The following is a 23054-nucleotide window of genomic DNA, read 5'->3' on the forward strand; positions in this document are numbered from 1 at the left end:
TAAAGCAAAATAATGATAGGATTCATTTTTGGTATTCATTTCTTTGAATGACGCTTGATGATATTTATATGGTATAAGGAGAGGTTAAGATGACGAGAAAGAATCAATTTTGGAAGGGTATGCTTCTTGGAGCCCTTGCGGGTGGGGCTATCAGTTTATTTGACAAACCAACACGAGAGGCGATGAAGGAAAACCTTTCAAAAACCTCAAACAAAGTGGCCTATATTGTCCGAAATCCGGGAGAAATAGCTGACAAAGTAAAGGGAACGGCGAATAAAATCAAAACAACCTTTGAACAGGTGAGCGAAGACATTTCCTATATTACAGATAAGGTGGAGGAGATAAAGGAGCTTACACCACAGGTAACAGAAATGATGAAAGAAACAAAAGATACATTCACTGGTAGTGAAGAAGCAGACCTACTAGAAGAAGTTAGAGGAGAAGGAGTAAAGATCAAATAAAGAAGGAGGTAGAGCAATGGGCAAAGAGGTGAATGTACGTTCCTCATTGATAAGGTTACTTTGGCACCGGATTGAAGAAGATGACCTGCCAGGGTTAAGCGCACAATTGGCCTACTTTTTTCTTCTTTCCTTGTTTCCACTCTTAATTGTCATCTTTACGCTTTTACCATACTTCCCGATTCCCCATCAAGACATGCTGGGGATGATCAAGGATTTTGCACCGGCGGAAGCGATAGAGTTAATTGAAAAGAATGTCAATGAAATCATGACACATCGGAATGGCGGGTTGCTTTCCTTCGGGATAATCGGGACGATTTGGTCAGCCTCTAATGGAATAAATGCCGTTGTGAGGGCTTTTAATAAGGCTTACAATGTAAAGGAAAGCCGTTCATACATCGTCTCACGTGGAATGGCGATCGTACTAACCTTTGCGATGATCTTTGTCTTTCTTCTGGCCATTGTTCTACCAATATTCGGCAGGGAAATTGGGCTTTTCTTATTTTCAAAATTAGGATACACATCAGAATTTATTAAGATCTGGAGTACATTAAGCTGGCTCGTGAGTGCCATTATTTTATTTCTGATTTTTACAGGATTGTATTGGATTGCCCCCAATGTGCGACTGCGCTGTCGGAGTGCTTTTCCTGGAGCTATATTTGCCACTCTTGGATGGATTCTTTCGTCCATCGGCTTATCCTTTTATGTGGGTAATTTTAGTAACTATTCACTTACCTATGGCAGTATTGGAACCATTATTATTTTAATGATTTGGTTATATATTTCTGCGTTCATTATTATTATTGGCGGCGAAATTAATGCCTTCTATAGTGAAAAGAATCGGTCAAATTGCTAATACTTACCTTCATGAAAAAAGGTCGTTTGCCCAAACTAGGATAGAGGGGTAACCCACCAATAAGGGAGGTTTTAGTCGATGACAAAGCATACTAAAAAGGATGGAAGTACAAAGCAAAAAGGCAAAGGCAGTAAAGGAAACAAAACGTCCGGATCGGCAAATGGATCTAACGGATACCACTAAAGCGAAAAGCGGAAGCGCACTGGTCAGCTAGGGCGCTGGTGCTTGCCATTTCTCTAAGTTGAAATGATATCCTACTAAAAAGGCTGGGTGAATAATGCTTCACCCGGCCCATTTAACGAATTTCCACCTATGACTTTAATAATCGCAGGCTATTTAAAATGACAAGAATCGTACTTCCTTCATGGCCAATGACCCCATAGGGCAAATCGAGCATTTGAAAGAAATTTGATGAAATCAACAGCATGATTACGGTGATAGAGAAAATGACATTTTGTTTGATGATTTTGTTCATACGCTGTGAAAGGTGGATGGCTTCAGAAATCTTCGGTAAATCATTTTTCATGAGAACAATATCAGCTGTTTCTAGAGCTACATCTGTCCCGCCACCCATCGCAATCCCGACATTTGCAATCGCTAATGCAGGTGCATCATTGATACCATCACCAACCATTGCAACAGTTTTATATTTTTCCTTCAGTTGTTTGAGCTGTTCCACTTTTTCTTCTGGGAGGCATTCCGCGAAAAATTCATCGACGTGACTTTCCGTAGCAATAGCACGAGCTGTTTTTTCACTATCGCCAGTGAGCATGACGGTTCGAATACCTTGTTTCTTTAAATGGTCAATGGCAAACTTAGTTTCCTCACGAACGACATCCTTCATCGCCACCATTGCACAAAGCTCCCCATCTATTTCAATAAACACGAGCGTATTGCCAAGACTTGCAAGGTCTTTAGCCTTTCCATCGGCAAACCGATCAACATTTTCTTTCCCAACAAATGCTGCCTTGCCAATCTTCCACTGTTCTCCATTTACTTCTGCTTTAACACCCCAACCTGGGATATCTTCAAGGGTGTCAGGGTGAAATAGTTCTTTTTTCATATTCTTCTTCGCATAATGAACAATGGCCTGTGCCAGCGGATGGTTCGAATGACTTTCTATCGAAGCCGCTTTCCAAATGAGATTCTCTTTTTCAAGGCCTTCCTTAACAATTATTTCGGTGACTTCCGGTTTCCCTTTTGTGAGCGTACCGGTTTTATCAAAAGCGATGGCCTCTAAATGACTTAAATTTTCAAGATGCACCCCGCCCTTTACTAATATCCCATGTTTGGCTCCATTTGAAATGGCAGACAACGTAGCGGGCATGATGGAAGCGACCAGTGCACAGGGGGATGCGACCACTAATAATATCATTGCCCTGTAAAAGGATTCTTGCCAGCTCCAGCCAAGAAAGAAGTGTGGCAGGAAAAACATTGAAATCACAACAAGCAAGACTACCTTAACGTAGGTTCCTTCAAATCGTTCAATGAACAACTGTGACGGTGACTTTTCGCTTTGAGCCGATTGAACAAGCTGAATGATTTTTTGAAAAAGAGTATCTTGACTCGACTTTGTCACCCGAACAGAAATTGAACCTGTCATATTAACGGTTCCGGCAAATACATTTGCTTCTTCCCCTTTAGAAACAGGCATTGATTCACCTGTTATCGCTGCTTCATCAATATTGGTTTGTCCCTTGATAATCATTCCGTCTGAAGGGACACGTTCCCCTGGTTTAATGAGGATCTGATCACCGACCATTAGCTCTGAAACAGGCACCTTTTTTTCATAGCCGTTGGTGATCAGCAATGCCTCTTCCGGCTGCAGCTCCATTAACGAAGAAATTTCCTTGTGGCTTTTATTCATGGTGTAGGTTTCCATGGCACCACTGACAGCGAAAATGAAGATTAAAATAGCCCCCTCAGTCCAGTACCCGATGATAGCGGAACCAACTGCGGCAAAGATCATCAGCATCTCAACGTTCAGCTCTCTATTTTCATAGGTGGCTTCAATGCCTTCTTTTGCTTTGGCAAAACCGCCAATCACAAATGCCAATAGGTAGGCGACGATAGAATCAGCGCCGCTTCCATACTTATCAAACAGCCAGCCAGCTAAAATCAACACCCCACTTAACCCCGCAGCGATCAATTCGAGATGTGGTTTCATTTTTTCTATCATGCCAGTCTTCTGAATACCCTTTGCAAGAGTCTTTGCTTCGGAACTCATTGTTTCTCCCCCTCTGGTTCAACATTGGTAACAATCTCGACTTTGAGAAATGTCTAGCTTCAGCTTTTCTATTTCTAATTGATAAAAATAATCAATGTCATTACCCCTAAAAAACACGAAAGCTGTCATCGAAGTGATGACAGCAAAAATCTCAAAAATTTATCTAGTTTATTTTCCTTAATCTTACCACATAGTCTATGCGTTAAGATATGATTTTGCTTCATTTCCATACTTACTCATTTACCGTAACCAATGACTTTTCCTTATTTAACGAGATGATTAGGAAGATAATAAAAAATAATGTACTGATTATATGAAAGAAGCTGATATTTTTAAAATACTGAATAAAAAATCCACCCAATGTAGGGCCAATTAAACTACCCAGACTGAAAAAGATCCCACACAGTAAATTTCCGGTTGGAAATAATTTTTTCGGCATTAAGTCTGCCATATAGGAAATACCAAGTGAGAATGTGGAGCCCACACACATTCCTGCAACAAATAAACAGACAGCCAGCAAGAAAAAGGATTGTTCAAAGAAACTCGCAGCTGTAAAGCAAATGGACCCAAGAAATAGGATAGTGATTAGAATAGTCCTTCGTCCCAATTTATCACTTAACATACCTAATGGCAGCTGAAATACAATCGCACCAATGGCAAAGGATGCTAAAAGAATCGAAACATTCTTCACATCGATGCCGATCCTTAATGCATATACTGGAAAACTTCCATTTAGAGATGACTCTAATACACCATAGGCAAGTGTGGGCAGAAAGGCAGCCCATCCGTATTTCCATGCTTGTGAAAATCGCTTTATCGTGGCAGTGAAGGAATGGACCATTATTTCTTGATCCGGAAGTTCATTTTTAAGGGCAAACAGGAAGACCCATCCCACCAAACATAAAGCAGAAGATAGCATGAATGGAAGGGCCTCATTAACATTAACCAATGGCGTCATTAATGGTCCGGTGGCAAATCCTATCCCAAAAAATAATCCATAGAGCGAAAGATTTCTTCCCCGCCTCTTTTCGGGTGAAAAGGAAGTAATCCACGTCTGTGTAGCAAAATGCAAGGCATGATCGCCAATTCCGATGAAAAGCCTTAAAATAAACCAAAACCAAAATGTTTTCCACAACGGAAACAATGCCAATGAGACAATTACCATTAAGCCACCGAAAATGATTATGGGCTTATAGCCAAATTTCCGAAGAGGTTGCTCCATAAATGGGGATACTAAAAGTATTCCTATGTATAGTGCCGTCGCATTTAATCCGTTTAATGATGAGGAAATGCCACTATGTTCAAAAATAACTGCTATTAGTGGGAGGAGCATTCCTTGACTAAACCCCGAGACCGCCACAATACTAACTAATATCCAAAATCTAAAATTCGTATTAACGTTTATCATTTTTTACCTCTAGAAAAAATAATTTGGTTGAGTATTAATTATCAATTATTTATTATAACAAGATAAGGGCTCTTTTGGTTGAAAATGAATTATTTTCCTGCTTCGTTATGCAGATGGTATAGGGACTAGCGGAAACAAATAAAGGGAAGTAAAAGGGAAGAGTATAAAAAATGAAAAGTGGAGGGATGGCATTGGCTAATAAAGTCTTTATGCTGCTAACATTTATCGGAGTTCCCCTGTCAGTCATCGGAACACTGATGCAGTGGCCAAGTATTATTCTATTTATTCTTTATTGTTTAACGATTATTGCGTTATCAAGCTATATGGGGAGGGCAACTGAAAGTCTTGCTATTGTTGCGGGCCCACGCATTGGAGGTCTTTTAAATGCAACCTTTGGAAATGCGGTAGAGCTGATTATATCTGTTTTTTCGCTAAAAGCAGGACTAGTGGGCATTGTTCTTGCCTCATTAACCGGTTCCGTCCTTGGAAACCTGCTATTGGTTGCCGGACTTTCTTTTTTTGTTGGCGGACTAAAATTCAAGCGGCAGGAATTTAATGTATTTGACGCACGGCACAATTCCGGCCTGCTGATGTTTGCAGTGATGATTGCCTTTGTTATTCCAGAGGTATTTTCGATAAATATGAATGAAGCAAAAACTTTTTCCCTAAGTATTGGGATCTCGATCATTTTAATTCTCCTTTATCTAGCAGCATTATTTTTTAAACTTGTTACCCATAGAGGGGTTTATCAAACAGAAACGGAAAAGGTTGGTCACGAAGACGAGGAACCGGAATGGGGAAAGGGGAAGGCCATCGGGGTTCTATTGGTTGCAACGTTAGCTGTGGCCTATATTTCAGAACATCTCGTTCATACCTTCGAATATGTGGGAGAGACGTTCGGTTGGTCAGAGCTATTCATTGGGGTCATCATTGTAGCTATCGTCGGAAATGCGGCAGAACATGCATCCGCCGTTTTGATGGCATTCAAAAATAAAATGGATATTGCAGTTGAAATTGCCATCGGCTCAACCTTACAAGTGGCCATGTTCGTCTTACCCGTCCTGGTCCTGATTTCGCTCTTCTTTGAGCAATCAATGCCGCTGGTATTCAGCTGGCAGGAATTAATTGCAATGGTCTCATCAGTCCTACTGATGGTTGTCATCTCAAATGACGGGGAATCCAACTGGTTCGAAGGACTAACACTGCTCGCAGCCTACGTAATAATGGGAATCGGCTTCTTTCTACTATAAGAAAGGTCGAAATACCATTATGGGTGTCAGGCACCAATTAAGAAACAAAAAGAAGACTCAAGGCCTAATGGTCTAGAGTCTTCTTTTTGTTTCAAAGTATTCTAATGTTTGAAATGTACGGGGTAATTCTTCATTATTGTGCTATAATGTAACCGTTATTTGGGTTTATAAATCAATCGCTTTCTTTGGGTCCATCAATCACCAACCTTCATGTTAATTTAGACTGCGAAAAACACGAGTGTTGAAGGTAAATATAAGACGGGAATCCCAACCTCCTTAAAGATAATTAAGTAACTTGTTAGCTGATTGATTACAGCCCTCCTTTTTTGAAAGGTTAAGTATAGTATAATCCTAAAATAGAGTTTTGTAAATAATCAGATTATTACATTTCTATTACGTTTTTACCTATTATAAAGGAGCGACAAATGAAATTTTTTATTAGATTTTTATTTTTTATTATTGGGCTAACGATTATGACTTTTGGGGTTTGTATGACCATTAAAGTGGCTGATATTGGTGTAGGAGCCTGGGATGCCTTGAACGTCGTGCTAACGGAGAAGGTGGGGCTATCCGTCGGCAAATGGGTGATGATTGACGGGGCCATTTTAATTTTTGTTAATGCCCTGTTAGTAAAAAGGAGACCCGATTTTCTTTCCTTTTTAACAATCATTGTCATCGGTTCTTTAGTAGATTTTTGGCTTATGACTGTTTTTGATCTGTTTACGGTGAACCCATTTATCGCCAAATTAGGCATGCTGCTCGCTGGCATCTTAATTATTGGATTTGGAGCATCCATCTATTTGCAAGCAAAGTTCCCGCAAAGTCCGATTGACAATTTTATGTTAGCAATAAAAGAACGTTTCAACGTGAACCTGATGATGGCCAAAACAATTGGTGAAATTACTGCCTTAATTCCGGCATTTATTTTAAAAGGGCCAATTTCTTACGGAACCATTATTATTACTTTTACAGTAGGTCCGGCGATTCAACTGTTTTTTCCATACTTTGAAAAATTAATGCACCGCCTTCAGTTAAAATATTGAGTTTTAGTTAGGCGAAATTTAGAAAAAAATTTCTGGAATGGATAATATGAATGAACTCCGAAAAAACTACGTAGAGACATTATTACTGCTACTAGTGAAAGGAGTTTACCCTGTGAAGAAACATATTTCTTTACTTTTGACACTGCTATTAATGCTTTCCTTTATTCCGTCTGCTTTCGCCCACAAAGCGGCGGTGAAAAAGGCACCAGCACCAGCTTCAGTGAAATATCAAGTTCCTGCCTCAGTTCGGAACATTTCGAAGGAAAATACGTATCCGAATTCAACGCAGAATTTGCCTTTACTGAAGCCAAGCGATTTAACCAAAAAGTTAATAAACTCATCAAAAGAAAAAATTGAAAACCCTGATTTAATCCGAATGCTCAATGAGTCAAGTATTAACAGTACCCCATTTGCTGTTGGATATCGTGCGATTATCTACCTTGGCCAATGGCCGTTGAACTATGAATCATCGGAAACTTCGCCAAATTGGGAGTACCAAAAAATAAATACGAATTACTTTGATAATCGCGGTGGAAAAGTGCCATATCAAATAAAGTATGTGCAGGAGTCACAAAAGATTATCCGAGGCGGATTGACAGCTAAAATTGCCAATGCAGAAGATGTAAAAAAGATGATGCTCCTAAAGGCGATGGAAAAGACCCATCTGCCGCTCGCGTTTGAAACAATTATCGGAGCAGGTACGAAAAATGATCATATTTATAACATCCCTGCAAATCGTCTGGGCTATTTATATGCTTATGCACCAGGTGTCAATGAAAAGGGTAAAGTAACCTACGGTGAAGTGTATTTGATGCTAAAAGGCAGTAAAAAGTTTATTGTCGTGAAAAACGTTACCTCACAAGGGATTGGTGCCTGGATCCCTGTCCAGGATTATGTATCATTTGGTTTCGCTGCATCAGAACGGCCACGATAATTTTGGACGTAGGGACTCCTGGCAACAGGGGTCTTTTTGTTTTATAAAAAGTAGGACATACTATAGGACATACTATTTGTCAAAGCTTCCATTTTTCGATAGGATGAATACGGTAATGAAAGGAGCGATATAGCTTGGGCAGTCCGATTCAAGAAAAAAATTCACAGGTCGATTTTTTAAAACAGCGCTTAAATATGTTTATTGATGTGCTAGATGCCATTGATCCGGAAGATGCGAACCTTGAAGATATTGACCGTTTAATTTCGATGCTTGATGATATGGAATCAAAATGCAGAGAATTTAATAATCGTGAAGCAAGTGAGTCTGTTAAATAGCAGACTCTTTTTTTACGGGGAAAATCTGGGGTAAAATGCCATGTATTCGCTTGCAAGCTTATCCTTTATATCTAGTGATTATAGGAGTATAATGTAGACGTGCAAAAAGTTGTAATATTATAAAAAGAATAATGTGGGGAACAAAGGGAAAGGGGTACTCGAATTGAATATTGAAAAATTCCAGGAAAGCATGTACAAGCTTGTAGTTGAAACTTCCACTAAACTACCAAAAGACGTTCGCCGGGCTGTATTGGCTGCAAAAGAGCAGGAAAATGCAGGAACGAGTGCAGCGATGAGTCTTGCCACCATCACGAACAACATAAAAATGGCGGATGATCAAGTTTCACCAATCTGCCAAGATACCGGATTACCAACATTTAAAATTAAAACACCAGTTGGTGTGAATCAATTAGAATTAAAAGAAGCCATTCGTAATGCGATTGTCCAAGCTACAAAAGAAGGAAAATTACGTCCAAACTCTGTTGACTCTTTAACAGGTAAAAACAGTGGTGATAATCTTGGTGCAGGCGTGCCAGTTATCAAATTTGACCAATGGGAAAAAGATTATATTGACGTCCGCTTGATCTTAAAAGGCGGCGGCTGTGAAAATAAAAACATTCAATATAGCCTGCCATGTGAGCTCGAAGGACTGGGACGTGCGGGCCGTGATCTTGATGGCATCCGTAAATGTATCATGCATTCCGTATACCAAGCGCAGGGACAAGGCTGCAGCGCAGGTTTCATCGGTGTCGGCATCGGCGGTGACCGTTCATCGGGCTATGATTTAGCAAAAGAACAATTATTCCGATCTGTTGAAGATGTCAATCCAAATGAAGATCTTCGGCGGTTAGAAGAGTATGTCATGGAAAATGCTAATAAACTCGGTATCGGCACAATGGGCTTTGGCGGGGAAGCAACACTGCTTGGCTGTAAAGTTGGTGTCATGAACCGAATTCCTGCCAGCTTCTACGTATCCGTTGCCTATAACTGCTGGGCGTTCCGTCGTCTAGGTGTCAGCGTTGATGCTGTTAGCGGGGAAATTAATGAGTGGGCCTACCAAGATGGTGAGTTCATTGATTTTGCTCAAACGGAGGCTGAAAAGGAAACAGCTGCTGCCTCCTCCGAAGAAGTGATTTCTTTAGAGGCACCAATCACTGAAGAAAAGATTCGCTCGTTAAAGGTTGGTGACGTTGTTCAAATTAACGGCTTAATGTATACTGGCCGCGATGCGATCCATAAGTATTTAAGTGACCATGATGCACCAGTTGATCTTACTGGTCAAGTTATTTACCACTGTGGTCCAGTAATGTTAAAGGACGAAGCTGGCGAATGGCATGTGAAGGCTGCAGGTCCGACCACAAGTATTCGTGAGGAGCCCTATCAAGGCGATATCATGAAGAAGTTCGGTATCCGCGCTGTTATCGGTAAAGGCGGCATGGGGCCGCGGACATTAGCTGCATTGGAAGAGCATGGCGGAGTATATTTGAATGCTATCGGTGGTGCGGCCCAATATTATGCTGATTGTATCAAAGGCGTCGAGGGCGTTGATTTGATGCAATTTGGTATTCCAGAAGCCATGTGGCACTTACGCGTCGAAGGCTTCACAGCCGTTGTAACAATGGACTCACACGGAAACAGCCTGCACGCTGACGTCGATAAATCTTCATTAGAAAAGTTAGCCCAATTTAAGGAATCGGTTTTTAAATAAGAATTTGAAGGATAGACGCTCGATGGTGGCGTCTATCCTTTTTTGCGCACTTTTTCTCTTGAGTGAGGCTTTTGTATCAAAGATAGCATCACAAATTCAGCGTTACGTGAATTACTTCATCTTCCAACTAGGAGAGCCTCTACTTACGTATTAACTTTACTACATTTACCCTCTACAGGATCTAATAAAGGATGTATCTATCATCGGCACCCCTCATTTCCTTTATCCACCAATTATGTTTTCTCCCATAAAACAAACACTATAATAAACAAAAATAGGGGGAACATGGATGAAAAAATTATTCAGCATCCTTAGTATGCTGCTCTTACTGATTCCACATGCTACATACGCAGCGGTGCCCAACAAACCGATTAACTGGGGATTTAAAAAAGCAGTCAATGAACAACCGCCAGAAGCGGGCGCATTATATGATGAAATTCTTGCAAAGTATGGTGCTTTTTACAAGGGGGATCCCAATAGGAAGATTTTATACCTAACCTTTGACAGTGGTTATGAAAATGGCTACACACCAAAAATTCTTGAGGTCTTAAAAAAAGAAAAAGTACCAGCCACTTTTTTTGTGACGGGGCATTTTTTAAATTCACAACCGGAGCTGGCAAAACAAATAGTAAAAGAAGGGCATATCATCGGCAACCATTCTTGGAGTCATCCTGATTTCACTGCGGTAAATGATGCGAAAATTCGGAAAGAGCTCAAAAAGGTGAAAGACAAAACAAAAGAGATAACAGGTCAAAAGAAAATGCAATACCTCCGCCCGCCGCGAGGTGTTTTTAGCGAAAGAACATTGCAAATTGCAAAGGAAGAAGGCTACACACATGTTTTCTGGTCTCTTGCTTTCGTCGACTGGAATATCAATCAGCAAAAGGGCTGGGAATACTCATATGCCAATATCATAAGGCAAATCCATCCCGGATGTGTGATGCTGTTGCATTCAGTTTCTAAAGATAATGCAGATGCACTAGAAAGAGTCATACCGGAATTGAAGAAAAAAGGCTATAAATTTAAAAGCCTAGATCAGTTTAAATAAAGTTACCCAAGGCCGGATTCGCATCTTTAGGATTCGGTTTTTCACTGTGAATCGTGTTATAATACGGGGTACGTAAGCTTGATGAAAATTTGGAGTGAACATAATGAAAACGGAACAAGGCATTAAAATTCAATTAAATCAAACATTCCCCTTAACAATAAAAAGACTCGGTATTAATGGAGAAGGTGTCGGCTATTTTAAGAAACAGGTTGTCTTTGTGCCAGGAGCCCTTCCAGGGGAAGAAGTTGTCGTTGAGGCAACAAAAATTAACCCCAAATTCGCCGAAGCAAAAATAAAAAAGATTCGCATCAAATCACCACATCGTGTCCTGCCACTTTGTCCGGTATATGACCAATGCGGTGGCTGTCAGCTTCAGCATTTGGATTACGGTCAGCAGCTAAAGGAAAAACGCGATATTATTATCCAATCGCTAGAACGCCATACAAAGCTTGCAATTAATAAGCTTGAAATCCGTGAAACGCTTGGCATGGAGAATCCATGGGGGTACCGGAATAAAAGCAGCTTTCAAGTTGGTCAGAAAGACGGTAAAGTGCTCGCTGGATTATATGGACTTAACTCGCATCAGTTGATTAACATTGACCAATGTGCTGTCCAACATTCGCAAACCAATGAGGCAACCGCCAAGGTGAAACGAATTCTCGAGGAGTTGCAGATTCCAATTTATAATGAAAAAACTAGAAAAGGAATCATCCGTACCATTGTGACTCGAGTCGGCGTACAAACCGGCGAATTACAGGTTGTTCTGATTACCTCACAGAAGGAATTGCCAAAAAAGGAGCTTATTCTTGAGGAAATTAAAAAAAAGCTTCCAAATGTGAAATCAGTGGTTCAAAACATAAATGGGCAAAAAACATCGATTATTTTTGGTGAGGAAACAGTAATGCTTGCTGGTCAAGAGTTTATTCAGGAAACCCTTGGTGACCTGCAATTTGAACTATCAGCGAGAACATTTTTTCAATTAAATCCTACTCAAACTATTAAGCTTTATGATGAAGTAAAAAATGCAGCTGGACTCACAGGCAAAGAAAAAGTAGTTGATGCCTATTGTGGTGTGGGAACAATTGGCCTATGGCTTGCGGATCATGCGGCGGAGGTCCGTGGCATGGATATCATCCCTGAATCCATTGAGGATGCGAAGAAAAACGCCAAGCGCCACGGATTCACCAATACGAAATATGTTCCGGGGAAGGCAGAAGAGGTATTACCTAAATGGGTTAAAAAAGGTTGGAAACCGGATGTTATTGTGGTCGACCCACCAAGAACCGGCCTCGATAACCAGCTGATCCAAACTATTTTACAAGTAAAACCAGGGAAATTAATCTATGTTTCATGTAATCCATCGACATTAGCAAAAGACATTCAAACCTTAAGTTCAATATATGATGTTAAATACATTCAGCCGGTAGACATGTTTCCGCAGACATCTCATATTGAATGCGTGTCGCAGATAGTTCTGAGGAAAAATTAACCAGGTAAAATTGAAAATCGATAAGTAATCATAGGAATACCGTTATTATCTACCTCAATACGCTCAACAAAGTGATGGAGTATTTCCTCCGTTACTTCATGAAGCGGTAAAAAGCGGCTAATGGTATTCCGAAGATTTTCAATACGTCCTAAAAATTCATCATGTCGGAGTGAGGCTTCCAGCCCACTCCTTTTAAGATTTAATTCATTTATCCGTTCTTGATTTTCATCAGCAACTTCGCGGTATTCTTCATGAGTGATTTGTTTTTCTGCAAGCATCTCAAGGTAACGTTTCTTTTTTTCCTTGGCAGCTTTAATCTCGTTATCAATTTTAGTTAAAGTTTGAGTACCTTGTTTTTGTTTCTTTTGAGCTTCTACGGCAAGGTTATTTAGGTATTCCTTGTCATTAATAACTTGAGCCATTTTATTAATATCAGAAAGGATTGTTTCTTTTAAATCCTTTTCTTTTATCGTTTTATGAGTGCAAGCGATTCTCCCATGACGAGCGTAACTCCCGCAAATGTAACCAATTCGATTTTGCCTATACCACATACCTGCTCCACAATCAGAACAATATAGGACATTTGTAAAAAGATGTTTTTTTACTTTTGTATGATTTTTTTTGCGGCTTTTCATTAGCTTTTGAACGACATCAAACATTTCATTTGAAATGTTTGCAGGGTGAGTGTTCTTTACAACAAATTGGTTTTCTTCAGGAATACTGTGCCTAAGTCGCGATAGCTCCTTTGAAAGGATGACATTGAACTTAGGCTGCTTTGCGTCCTCAATCAATTGCCGTAATGCTCCTTTTTTACAACCTCCAGAATTTCCATCTTTTCCTCTTCCGTCAGCTTATTTTTGGGTTCCGGTCTTGGCGTAATAGGACGCTGATCTTCTATTTTAGTAGGTTTTAATTAATTAGTACCTTGAAAGATTTCTTTTTCCAAAAAAGTCGGTGGTAAATCGATTGAGCCAAGAAATTGACTATGAACGCAACTGGATATGCGAGCCATATTCCATCTATCCCAAGTCTTGTAAAATGTGATAAGGAGTATGCTACTGGAACTTCAATCATCAAAATACTTGTGATTGTAAAAATTGTTGGCAATAATACCGTCCCTGTTGCTCTCATTGTTGCTGAAAGTGCTTGAGTGTGACCCAAAATAACATAACTCCAAAATGAGATTATTATAAGATCTTTTGCAAGATTAATAGTATCGTAGTTGTCTAAGAAAATTCTTAAAACGAGATTTGGTATCAGGTAAAGAATGAGAATAAGAATACCACCAAGAAGATAGTTTAGTGTAATGGATATTTTCGTTATATGTTTAATGTTCGAAATATGTCCGGACCCCACAGCTTGTGCAACAAATACTGAAATGGCAATTGAAATACTCATCGCTGGTATTTGAACGTAGCTTGCAATTTGATTGACGATTCCGTATGCAGCCGTTGCATTGGATCCATAATCATTTACAAAAGTTATGACTGCAATTTCTGACAATGCGATTGAAATCATACTTATACTAGTAGGAATGGCTAATTTCAGTAAGGCTTTCAATACCGGGCCTTTCAAGTGGAGATTTTTCAAAATAATAAAATCTAATTTGAGTACATGACTTTTTTTGTGTAAGTACACTAATAGAATTACAAATGTAATGAAATTGGATAATACAGAGGCGTAAGCAGCACCATTTAATCCAAATTCCGGTAAACCGAGCCATCCGAAAATGAGAATTGGAAGCAAGGCGATATTTAAGATAATACTAATTAATAAGAAATAAAAAGGTGTTTTTGAATCTCCAACACCCCTCATAAAGGTTGTATAGCACATATATAAGAAAGTAATAGGTAATGTAACAAATAAAATACGTGCATATTCTGTACTTGCAACCAGAATATTCTCAGGTGTTCCCATCCATTTTAGAATATCTTCTGTAAAGAAGCCTCCGATTAGGGTGACAGCAATGGATATGATCATCGTAAATGCCAAAGTTACTCCAACAACTTCCTTCATTTTTGAGATATTTCCTCCACCGTACGTTTGCCCAACCAGAATGGAACTTCCAGATCCAATTCCGATTACAAAGGATATTAAAAAAAAGAATAGAGGGAAGAATGCAGAAATAGCTGCCAAAGAATCTACTCCAAGTGTTTGTCCAACGATGATAATTCCAAATATTTGACCTAATGATTGCAAAACACTTGCAAAAATGACAGGTATGAGAAAGACAATCATCGGTTTTGCTAAGACCATAGTTTCATTTAAAGATTTATTCATTTCAGATAACTCCTAAAAGGTTTAATTTCGAAAGAATCCCTCACTTTTTGGATCAAGATTTTGAAGTGGGGGAAAAACCATCGAGTATGAACATTTAAGTCATAACTCGTGTATTTTTATATAAAATTTATGATAAAATCTGATAGAATAAACCAAATTGAGTATCATACCATAACAGTTTGCTATGTTTACGTTTCGGGATACGTGTTTGTAAAGCCCACTCAGGATACTGTTTTATTATTTGAACTTGATCACCTGTAGCAACAGCAATAAATGATATATAATGATCTTTTGTCATAGGATGATCGCTTGAAATAAACCATTCATTATCAATTTCTGTAATTGGTAGCTTTTCTTCGTCTGTTGCTTTCTTTGCTGCTAATCGTTCTAATTTTCTCCCACAGCAAGATAGGGTGATATCTCCCGTGGCTAATACAACATTATTACATGACGGACAGACAAAATAATTTGACTTTTTCATATTTCCTCCTACAAATTCATTCGACGATAATTCACCATCTAAAATATTTTCTATATTTACGCCTAATAGGGTAGATAAACTTGGTAATAGCGTGACATCTGGACAGCCATATCCACGCTCCCATTTTGAAATCGTTCGATCAGATATGTTCATTTGATCAGCTAATTGTTTCTGTGTCAGCCCTTTTTCTTTCCGTAAATTATAAATTAACTCTCCAACTTTACGATTATCCATCATTTTTTCCTCCTGCTCTATTTTCATCTTAGGGGTTTATATGGTTAGCATCAACAAACGCTCCGTAGAGTAAAACATAGGTAGAGTTTACCTATTTTCCTTTTGATCATGTTTTTATGACTGTAATCATTTGACTGTTTATAGCTGTTATTGGTTTATGGATACCTCCTCATATGGTTAACTATATGGAAAATAAAAATTAGGATTTTTCAAAAGTAAAAGCTAATTGTGAAAGAGTATACTTAAAGTAATGGGTGCTTTATGCATCGGTTATACTTAACTGGACAAGAGCAAAACTTACCCCATGTTTCGCGAATATAACTCGAAGTTTACACCTTTAAATAATGGAATCTGATAATGTTTGAATTTAATTGGCCTGACTCACCGAGACCTCGAAGATATGAATTGTTTAATTTTGAAAACTGCTTTCTTGATGAAAACTGAAATGTTTAATGAGTGGAAAAAAAGTGAGACAAGAAAATTCGGGAGGTACCAGTGGCACCATAGACAATAAAATTGAACACTTTGTGTATTTTTAAAAGTGGAATTAGAATAACACAACACTTATGGTAAAATATGTATATTAGACACCTGTTATCCTGAAGCTTTTTCATAATCCTTTAAAGGAATTTACATGGAAATTTATTAAAAGATAGGGGGAAGTATCATGAACGGGAAAAGGTTTAATGTAATATGGAAGTATGTGATCAATACATACTTGCTGTTTTGGGTACTGGTCTTAGGGCTTGGCGGGCTGGTATCGCAGGTCCTCCACGGTACACCTGCGGCGATGCAATGGGTTGTTGTAATATGCAGCTGGACCCCGACGATTGTGCTCCTGGTTATGTTGAAAAAGCTAAACCCCGGTATAACAGTAAAGGAGTTTTATCAAAAAGCTTTCAAAGAAAAATTGCGTATTAGCCAAATTTTATTTGTATTTTTAACCGCAACAGGCGTTCTCATATTATCGGCGTTGATTATATCTGCAACTCAAAAGACGTCCATCACTGAGCAACTTATAGTTAATCCATCCATACTTCCGAGCACTTTTTTGTTTACCCTTTTTCAGGGAGCTTCCGGCGAGGAATCGGGCTGGCGTGGTTACCTGCGTCCGGAATTAGAGAAGCGATTTGGATTCATAAGAGGAAACCTTTCTTTGGGGGTAACCTGGGCGTTCTGGCACGCGCCGCTTTGGTTTGTTTCAACCGATTATAGCGGATGGTCGCTGCTTCTTTATATCATTGAAAATTTAGTGCTCCTGACAGCATTGACCTTTATCATGGCAGTTATAATGAAGAAGAGTGATAACCTTTTTAACGCCTTTTGGGTTCACTTCTGTTTTAATTTGTCGATGGTATTCTGTCCGGATGATGCTTATTTCTTTGTAGTATTTACCGCACTGTATTTGGTAGCTTCATTAATATTACTTGGAGGGTATTTACGATCCACTCATGATAGCGATACGAGGCAACATCATTTAAGAATAAATTGAGAGGACGCACCGCTTGAATCAGAATTTTACTAATTCCATATTTGATAAGTCTAAAGGCTTTAAATATGCTTTCCATTGGTGAGGTACTGAAATGAAAAAAATCGTAATAGTATTTTTTAATATCGCTTGCATGATTAGCTGCATGGTAGGGGTAATGCATTTTTTTGCTCCGTATTATTTTAAATGGTATTCTTATATACCGGACGCTCCAATTGAGATTTATCAATCAATTAACTACATAAATTTTTGCTTTTCCTTTTTGTTAGCGGGATTCAGTTTGCTGTTTTTAATAGCCCAAAGAAAATTATTTGATGGTTCAAGGGAATTAAAAATATTCTATGCATTCTATACTCTAATATGGTTTTCAAGAATAATAATACAGCTCATTTGGCCATGGCCTTCAAGTTTACAACTATGGTTAATTATTGCTTTTACCATGGAGTTCGTATTTACCCTAATTCCCATGATATATTTTCTTAAGAATACACGAATACATGAATAGTAGAATTGAAATAATATAATTTTACAATATAAGTAAAGCAAGGCGCTTATTTCTAATTCCCAAGAGTGCCTTGCTTGTTTTTATTGTTTCACCTGATTTATTTCTCCATAGAATTAATAGATGAAGTTGCCCAGATATAATTTGGCATCACTCCCCCTTTTAACAATTATTGTTACCTTTTCCAAGTGGTCTTTGGCATCGTAATATTGATACGCGTCAATTCTTTTTCAAGAATCGTTAGTTATTATAGTTATAGATTTACATCTCCTTAATGTACGTAAACTTCCCCAGTTTACTCATTGCCCTTGAGAATTGTCTCAAGATTTCAGCTGAAAGTGGACTGTGGAAAACAAAAATCATAAGTTTCTAGGTTGAAGATTTCTTATACTACAATATAAATGAGGTGCGAAAGAATGGGGAAAAGGAAAATGGGCTTGCTCATAATGGCATATGGCTCTCCAGATAAAGAAGCTGATTTAGAACGATATTATACAGATATACGACACGGACAAAAGCCATCAGCAGAACTGATAGCGGATTTAAAAAGTCGGTACGATGCAATTGGCAGAATTTCTCCGCTTATGAAAATAACGAGTGAGCAAGCTATAAAACTTGAAAAACACCTAAATGATATACAGGATCAAATTGAATTTAAGATGTATCTAGGGTTAAAACACATAGAACCGTTTATAGAGGATGCCGTAAAAAAGATGCATGAAGATGGAATTGATGAAGCTGTAAGTTTAGTCCTTGCTCCACACTTTTCAACCTTTAGTGTGAAAACGTATAACGAAAGGGCAAGAGAAGAAGCAAGAAAAATTGGTGGGCCTAACATTATCACTATCGATAGCTGGTATAAAGAGCCTAAATTTATTTCGTACTGGAGTAAAATGATTAAACAAGTTTATAACCAAATGCCTGCAGAAGAAAAGTCAAATTCGATGCTTATTTTCTCAGCACATAGCTTACCGGAGAAAATTCTCCAATTTCATGATCCTTATCCTGATCAACTGCAGGAAACAGCAGACTTAATTGCAGCAAGTGCTGGTATTCCGAGATATACTGTTGGTTGGCAGAGTGCTGGGAAAACACCGGAACCATGGCTGGGTCCTGATGTGCAGGATTTAACAAGAGAATTGTTCAAAGAACATCAATATAAGGCATTTGTATATGCACCTGTTGGGTTTGTTTGTAATCATCTTGAGGTACTTTATGATAATGATATTGAATGCAAAACAGTAACAGATGATTTGGGAACAGCCTATTATCGCCCTGAAATGCCTAATGCAAATGATGAATTTATTGATGTCATGTCAACGGTCATACTTAAAAAATTGGCAGAGTAACTTTGGGAAAGAAGATGACCTCTGTAGCACTGGAATCATTTGAATGACAGAAAAAGAAAATAGCAAAGGTTAACGACTTTTATTATGTATATGGATGTTTTGCCGAATAAATGATAGTAAAGGTAACTTACGCATGACAACATCTAAGTAGGAGGATGGAAAATTGGAAAACTATGAAATTTCAATGTTTAGGAAAACTAGGGATAAGGGATTTGCAAAAGTCGACTTTTTTAAGGATGGATTTACAAATGGTTTTCTTTTGAACTTCCTGCCAAAGCAAATGATGCCAGAACATTATCATCCATCTTCACAGTTATTTTTCCACGTTCTACAAGGTGGAGGAACTTTTATTTCTGATGGAAAACAAACAGAAATAAGAGAAGGCACTATTATTCATGTTCATGGAACAGAGAAGATTGGTTTTGTAAATGCAAATGAAGATACGACTATATATGTAATACGTTGTTTAATAGAAGAATAACGTTGGAGTTATTCCTTTTTATCCATTTTTATTTTTAAGAAACAAGGTAGGGGGTATAAAATGAGATTAACTTTATACTGGCATCCACAATGCCAAACCTGTAGAAAAACAAAGAAATGGTTAGATGAACATCAAGTGCCGTATGAGCTATTTCATATAGGTAAAACGCCTCCATCTCGGGATGAATTACAAGGAATGTATGAAAAGAGTGGGTTGGAATTAAAGAATTTTATTAGTACCAGTACGAAAAAGTACCGTGAATTGGGAATAAGGGATAAAATAAAGGTAACGACGGATAAAGAATTACTAGATTTATTGGCATCTGATGGAATGTTACTAAAAAAACCTATATTGACAGATGGAGAAAAAGTCATTATTGGATTTAAAGAAGAAGAACTAGAGAAATATACAACAAATTCCAAAATATAAAAGCGTTTCACCGGAAGAAATACTCCAGAACAAACGGGTGCATAAAAGGTCTAAAATGGGGGTTCTGTAGGAAAACTTTATTTTCACTTGAACGGTGGAATGCGGGGGATTTCGGAAGGGTTTATTTTGGTGTACAAGTATAAAGAAAGAAGAACGAAATCTTGGTGTTGGAATTCGTACTTCTTTCTTTGCGTATTAAAAAGGAAGATTAACACATCAGTAATGTAAAACAGGAGTTGAAATAGAAAGCTAACTCAAAGTGCGAATTGAATGTATTTCAAAGAAATAACTTGATCGTATTGTTAAATATCCACGCTATGAGGAACATTATTATAGATAACCCAACAATGGTCAATCCCATAGTAATGAGTTTCGTTCCTAAAGTATTCATTTGTTTGCTAAATTTGTATGAATAAAAACCAATTGTTGCACCCATTGTATTTACAATAATATCCGTTACATCAAAGCTTCCTAAATAAGTCACCATTTGAACAATTTCCATGCATAGAATAAAAGGCACAAATATCATAACAAACTTTAGGTATGTATTAATATGCTTTTTAAATACCATCGGGACAAGTAGCCCAAATGGAATAAATGCTAATAGGTTGCCAAGAGCAAATATCCATAGTTTTAAAATATCTATAGAAAAGTGTTTAGGCAGCCACAAAGGAATCGAATCAGGTATTAACCAATACCGATATTCATGATGAATCATGGTGAGTTGCGGACGACCAAATCCGAAAAACATAAAGTATACCAATATGGAGAAATAAATGCCTAAGAGTATAAATAGATACATTTTTCTATCTCTTTTGGATTGTATCAACTAAAATCACTTCCTTAGTCTGCAAATGCAAATTTTTCGAGAGGCACGTTATATAAAAATAAATGACACAAATTATACTTATTATACAATATCTGTATTTGCTAGGATACGTTAGCATATAATCTAACGTTCAGAATGAAATTTTGGGAAAGGTTAGGTTCTACTATCGTTGGACTTAACCAATCACTTAAACCTACCAGCTCTCATGTGTTGCCACATACACTCCACGCGTGTAGAGTGCTGTGCGTTGATAAAATTAAAAGAATTAATAATCAAAAACTATGGGGATGGGACTGTTGGTTCTCTCAAACGGTAATCAACATCAACGGTTCCGTCTCTATGTAATTCTATTTTATCTATTAACCTATGAAGCACTTCAGGGGTTAGGTTATTGTGTTTTATAAATTTATCCAAGCCTTTTTTTAAAAATCTATTATTTATTTTTCAATCGATTGGTACCCGAATATTCTATTTAGGTCGTGCTTCACTGTTCCTTCTATATGGCTTCGCTCACACACTGATCACTACTAGCCTTTATCCCATGTTTATAATAATTACCACATACATACCCTTTTCGAATTTTTTTGAAATGCATTGCTCTACCGCAATCTTCCAACCATTAGTGTCAAAATTAGTGGAAAAGTAAATTGAAGTCTCGCCGTTTGTAAAGTTTTGTTTACTAGAAGTTTGTTAATATGTGGATTTATTTTAAAAATAGTTATAGAATATTTACTATATTAACTGTGTTAAGCAGGATGCAGCAAAGCTAACTCATATTAAAGAATCATGTAATTGAGTTTTCATATATGCAAAAGAAAGCAGTGAATATTAAGGAAATTTGCAACGGTAGGCATAGCGAAGTAGCAGCTAACAAATGTTAGTATTGTTATATCATCCGTTATCACGATCATGCTGAGTCAAAAAGCTAAAAAAGAAAGTCACAAACTTAGGGAGAAGTGAACAGTATGAAATCATCGGCTCTAACTTTTGGAATTTATCCACTAAGCGTTGCGGGAACACCCTTCGGTTTGGCTCAAGGCGAAGAGGATAATTTTAAAAAGATTCAAATGGCACTCCAAGATCTTAAAGGCGATGCAAAGCATTTATTTTCAAGAACCTATCTCATCTATACAAAAAAATGGGAAACAAAAATGTTATCGCGAGCAGACCAGTATCTACATGCTGGGTTATTGGGAGACTTGACCGTTGGTTGCGGGGATTGGACGGATCAGCAGGAAACTGGAATAGAACTTCACAGTTGGCTAGAGTTTATCCGAAATGTGATTCATAAATATGGCTCCCATTTGTCTTCCCTTCAAATAACGAATGAACCTAATCTGTCATTTATGGAAGGTTCGAAACCATATATTATGCAAGCCCTTGTGGAAGGTGTCATTACAGCAAAGCAAGAAGCAAGGAAGCTCAATCTGCCATTAAAGATTGGATTCGGATCGGTACCGGAAAGCCAAGCTTCAGTTCCAGATTTTTGGGATAACCTGGCGAAAATGGGAGATCGGTTATTCTTTGATTCTGTCGATTTTGTGGGTCATAACTTTTATGTAGATGTATTTGATGAACAACCGATAGATTTAGGAGATATACCAACTTGTGTTGAACGAACACTTCGCAATCTAAGGGAAATACATCTTAGTTCTGCCGGGATCCCTGTTTCTGTCCCTATCCGAGTAACGGAAAATGGATGGCCAACCGGGAAGAATCCCATGACAAACCGTGAAAGATCTTATGAAAACCAATCGGAAGTTCTTGAGATGATAATCCGAACAATTTATCATTTACGTAAGGAACTTAATATATCACATTATGAGCTTTTCGGACTGCGAGATGCAGATAGCACAAAAGAGGACCTATTTCATCAATATGGAATTTTGCGGGATGATTATAATCCTAAGCCTGCTTATTATACAGTCAAAAAGTTAATACAAGAGCTGGGGGAATGAAAAAGGGCAGGCCAATGGAGAAGATTTTGCGAAGTTGAATTTCCGGGTGTACGCATCATAACAATTAATTATAGTGGAGGTAATTAGATGAATATAAAATTTGATCCAAATAACGCCGTTATAAAACTCTGTATGAGTGGGATGGGATTGGAGGAAAGTGGAGATATTGAAGAGGCAGTCAAGGTGTTTCAGAAAGCATGGGACGAAGCAACAGACGATTATGAACGGTTTATTGCAGCATATCATTTAGCGCGTCAACAAAAGAG

General features: G+C 38.1%; 20 protein-coding genes. 14 read left to right on the forward strand and 6 right to left on the reverse strand.

The window, feature by feature from the left end:
• Positions 1-89: 89 nt before the first annotated feature.
• Both G6554_RS08960 and G6554_RS08965 read left to right on the forward strand, forming a co-directional pair.
• Entirely contained in the window at positions 90-461 is a 372-nt protein-coding gene (locus tag G6554_RS08960; RefSeq protein ID WP_166240901.1) for a YtxH domain-containing protein, read from the forward strand.
• A 16-nt stretch (positions 462-477) separates the two neighbouring features.
• Positions 478-1314, forward strand: a complete 837-nt coding sequence (locus G6554_RS08965; RefSeq protein ID WP_166240903.1) for a YihY/virulence factor BrkB family protein — start codon at positions 478-480, stop codon at positions 1312-1314.
• Positions 1315-1624: 310 nt separating this feature from the next.
• Here G6554_RS08965 and G6554_RS08970 read toward each other — a convergent pair whose 3' ends face one another.
• Together G6554_RS08970 and G6554_RS08975 are read right to left on the reverse strand one after the other, a co-directional pair.
• Entirely contained in the window at positions 1625-3541 is a 1917-nt protein-coding gene (locus G6554_RS08970) for a heavy metal translocating P-type ATPase (RefSeq protein ID WP_166240905.1), read from the reverse strand.
• A gap of 232 nt (positions 3542-3773) precedes the next feature.
• Positions 3774-4949 carry an MFS transporter gene (locus G6554_RS08975; protein WP_166240907.1) on the reverse strand — a complete coding sequence of 392 codons (1176 nt, stop codon included), beginning with the start codon at positions 4947-4949 and terminating at the stop codon, positions 3774-3776.
• 185 nt (positions 4950-5134) lie between these two features.
• Here G6554_RS08975 and cax point away from each other — a divergent pair, with 185 nt between their 5' ends.
• From cax to rlmD, 7 genes are all read left to right on the forward strand, one after another.
• Positions 5135-6199, forward strand: coding sequence for a calcium/proton exchanger (gene cax / locus G6554_RS08980; RefSeq protein ID WP_166240954.1), 1065 nt, complete (start codon positions 5135-5137; stop codon positions 6197-6199).
• A gap of 425 nt (positions 6200-6624) precedes the next feature.
• Complete coding sequence (locus G6554_RS08985; protein WP_166240909.1) at positions 6625-7242, forward strand: YczE/YyaS/YitT family protein; 618 nt, start codon at positions 6625-6627, stop codon at positions 7240-7242.
• A gap of 112 nt (positions 7243-7354) precedes the next feature.
• Complete coding sequence (locus tag G6554_RS08990; protein ID WP_166240911.1) at positions 7355-8176, forward strand: YfkD family protein; 822 nt, start codon at positions 7355-7357, stop codon at positions 8174-8176.
• A gap of 134 nt (positions 8177-8310) precedes the next feature.
• On the forward strand, positions 8311-8511 hold the full coding sequence (locus tag G6554_RS08995) for an SE1561 family protein (protein ID WP_166240913.1): 201 nt from the start codon (positions 8311-8313) through the stop codon (positions 8509-8511).
• Between the two features lie 163 nt (positions 8512-8674).
• Entirely contained in the window at positions 8675-10219 is a 1545-nt protein-coding gene (locus tag G6554_RS09000; RefSeq protein WP_166240915.1) for a fumarate hydratase, read from the forward strand.
• 289 nt (positions 10220-10508) lie between these two features.
• A complete protein-coding gene (gene pdaA / locus G6554_RS09005; RefSeq protein ID WP_166240917.1) occupies positions 10509-11267 on the forward strand; it encodes a delta-lactam-biosynthetic de-N-acetylase in 759 nt (252 codons plus the stop codon).
• A gap of 103 nt (positions 11268-11370) precedes the next feature.
• Positions 11371-12756 carry a 23S rRNA (uracil(1939)-C(5))-methyltransferase RlmD gene (gene rlmD, locus G6554_RS09010; protein WP_166240919.1) on the forward strand — a complete coding sequence of 462 codons (1386 nt, stop codon included), beginning with the start codon at positions 11371-11373 and terminating at the stop codon, positions 12754-12756.
• On the opposite strand, the gene G6554_RS09015 is transcribed toward rlmD, so the two are convergent.
• The 3 genes from G6554_RS09015 to G6554_RS09025 form a co-directional block, all read right to left on the reverse strand.
• Entirely contained in the window at positions 12753-13547 is a 795-nt protein-coding gene (locus G6554_RS09015; protein WP_242637815.1) for a recombinase zinc beta ribbon domain-containing protein, read from the reverse strand. The genes rlmD and G6554_RS09015 overlap by 4 nt on opposite strands.
• A gap of 118 nt (positions 13548-13665) precedes the next feature.
• The gene (locus G6554_RS09020) at positions 13666-15036 is read right to left on the reverse strand and encodes an MATE family efflux transporter (protein WP_207343014.1); all 1371 of its coding nucleotides are present in this window, start codon (positions 15034-15036) and stop codon (positions 13666-13668) included.
• 127 nt (positions 15037-15163) lie between these two features.
• The gene (locus G6554_RS09025; RefSeq protein WP_242637816.1) at positions 15164-15754 is read right to left on the reverse strand and encodes a helix-turn-helix domain-containing protein; all 591 of its coding nucleotides are present in this window, start codon (positions 15752-15754) and stop codon (positions 15164-15166) included.
• A 664-nt stretch (positions 15755-16418) separates the two neighbouring features.
• On the opposite strand from G6554_RS09025, the gene G6554_RS09030 reads away from it, so the two are divergent.
• The 4 genes from G6554_RS09030 to G6554_RS09045 all read left to right on the forward strand — a co-directional run bounded on the left by G6554_RS09030 (position 16419) and on the right by G6554_RS09045 (position 20001).
• On the forward strand, positions 16419-17243 hold the full coding sequence (locus G6554_RS09030; protein ID WP_166240921.1) for a CPBP family intramembrane glutamic endopeptidase: 825 nt from the start codon (positions 16419-16421) through the stop codon (positions 17241-17243).
• A 915-nt stretch (positions 17244-18158) separates the two neighbouring features.
• A complete protein-coding gene (gene hemH / locus G6554_RS09035) occupies positions 18159-19091 on the forward strand; it encodes a ferrochelatase (RefSeq protein ID WP_166240923.1) in 933 nt (310 codons plus the stop codon).
• A 163-nt stretch (positions 19092-19254) separates the two neighbouring features.
• On the forward strand, positions 19255-19572 hold the full coding sequence (locus G6554_RS09040; RefSeq protein ID WP_166240925.1) for a cupin domain-containing protein: 318 nt from the start codon (positions 19255-19257) through the stop codon (positions 19570-19572).
• Positions 19573-19632: 60 nt separating this feature from the next.
• Positions 19633-20001, forward strand: a complete 369-nt coding sequence (locus tag G6554_RS09045; RefSeq protein WP_166240927.1) for an arsenate reductase family protein — start codon at positions 19633-19635, stop codon at positions 19999-20001.
• Between the two features lie 277 nt (positions 20002-20278).
• Here G6554_RS09045 and G6554_RS09050 read toward each other — a convergent pair whose 3' ends face one another.
• Positions 20279-20803: a VanZ family protein gene (locus tag G6554_RS09050; RefSeq protein WP_166240929.1), complete on the reverse strand. Its 525-nt coding sequence runs from the start codon at positions 20801-20803 to the stop codon at positions 20279-20281.
• A 992-nt stretch (positions 20804-21795) separates the two neighbouring features.
• Here G6554_RS09050 and G6554_RS09055 point away from each other — a divergent pair.
• Positions 21796-22788: a hypothetical protein gene (locus G6554_RS09055; protein ID WP_166240931.1), complete on the forward strand. Its 993-nt coding sequence runs from the start codon at positions 21796-21798 to the stop codon at positions 22786-22788.
• Positions 22789-23054 lie beyond the last annotated feature (266 nt).

Source organism: Bacillus sp. MM2020_4 (assembly GCF_011250555.1).
In the GTDB taxonomy this organism is placed as follows: domain Bacteria; phylum Bacillota; class Bacilli; order Bacillales; family Cytobacillaceae; genus Neobacillus.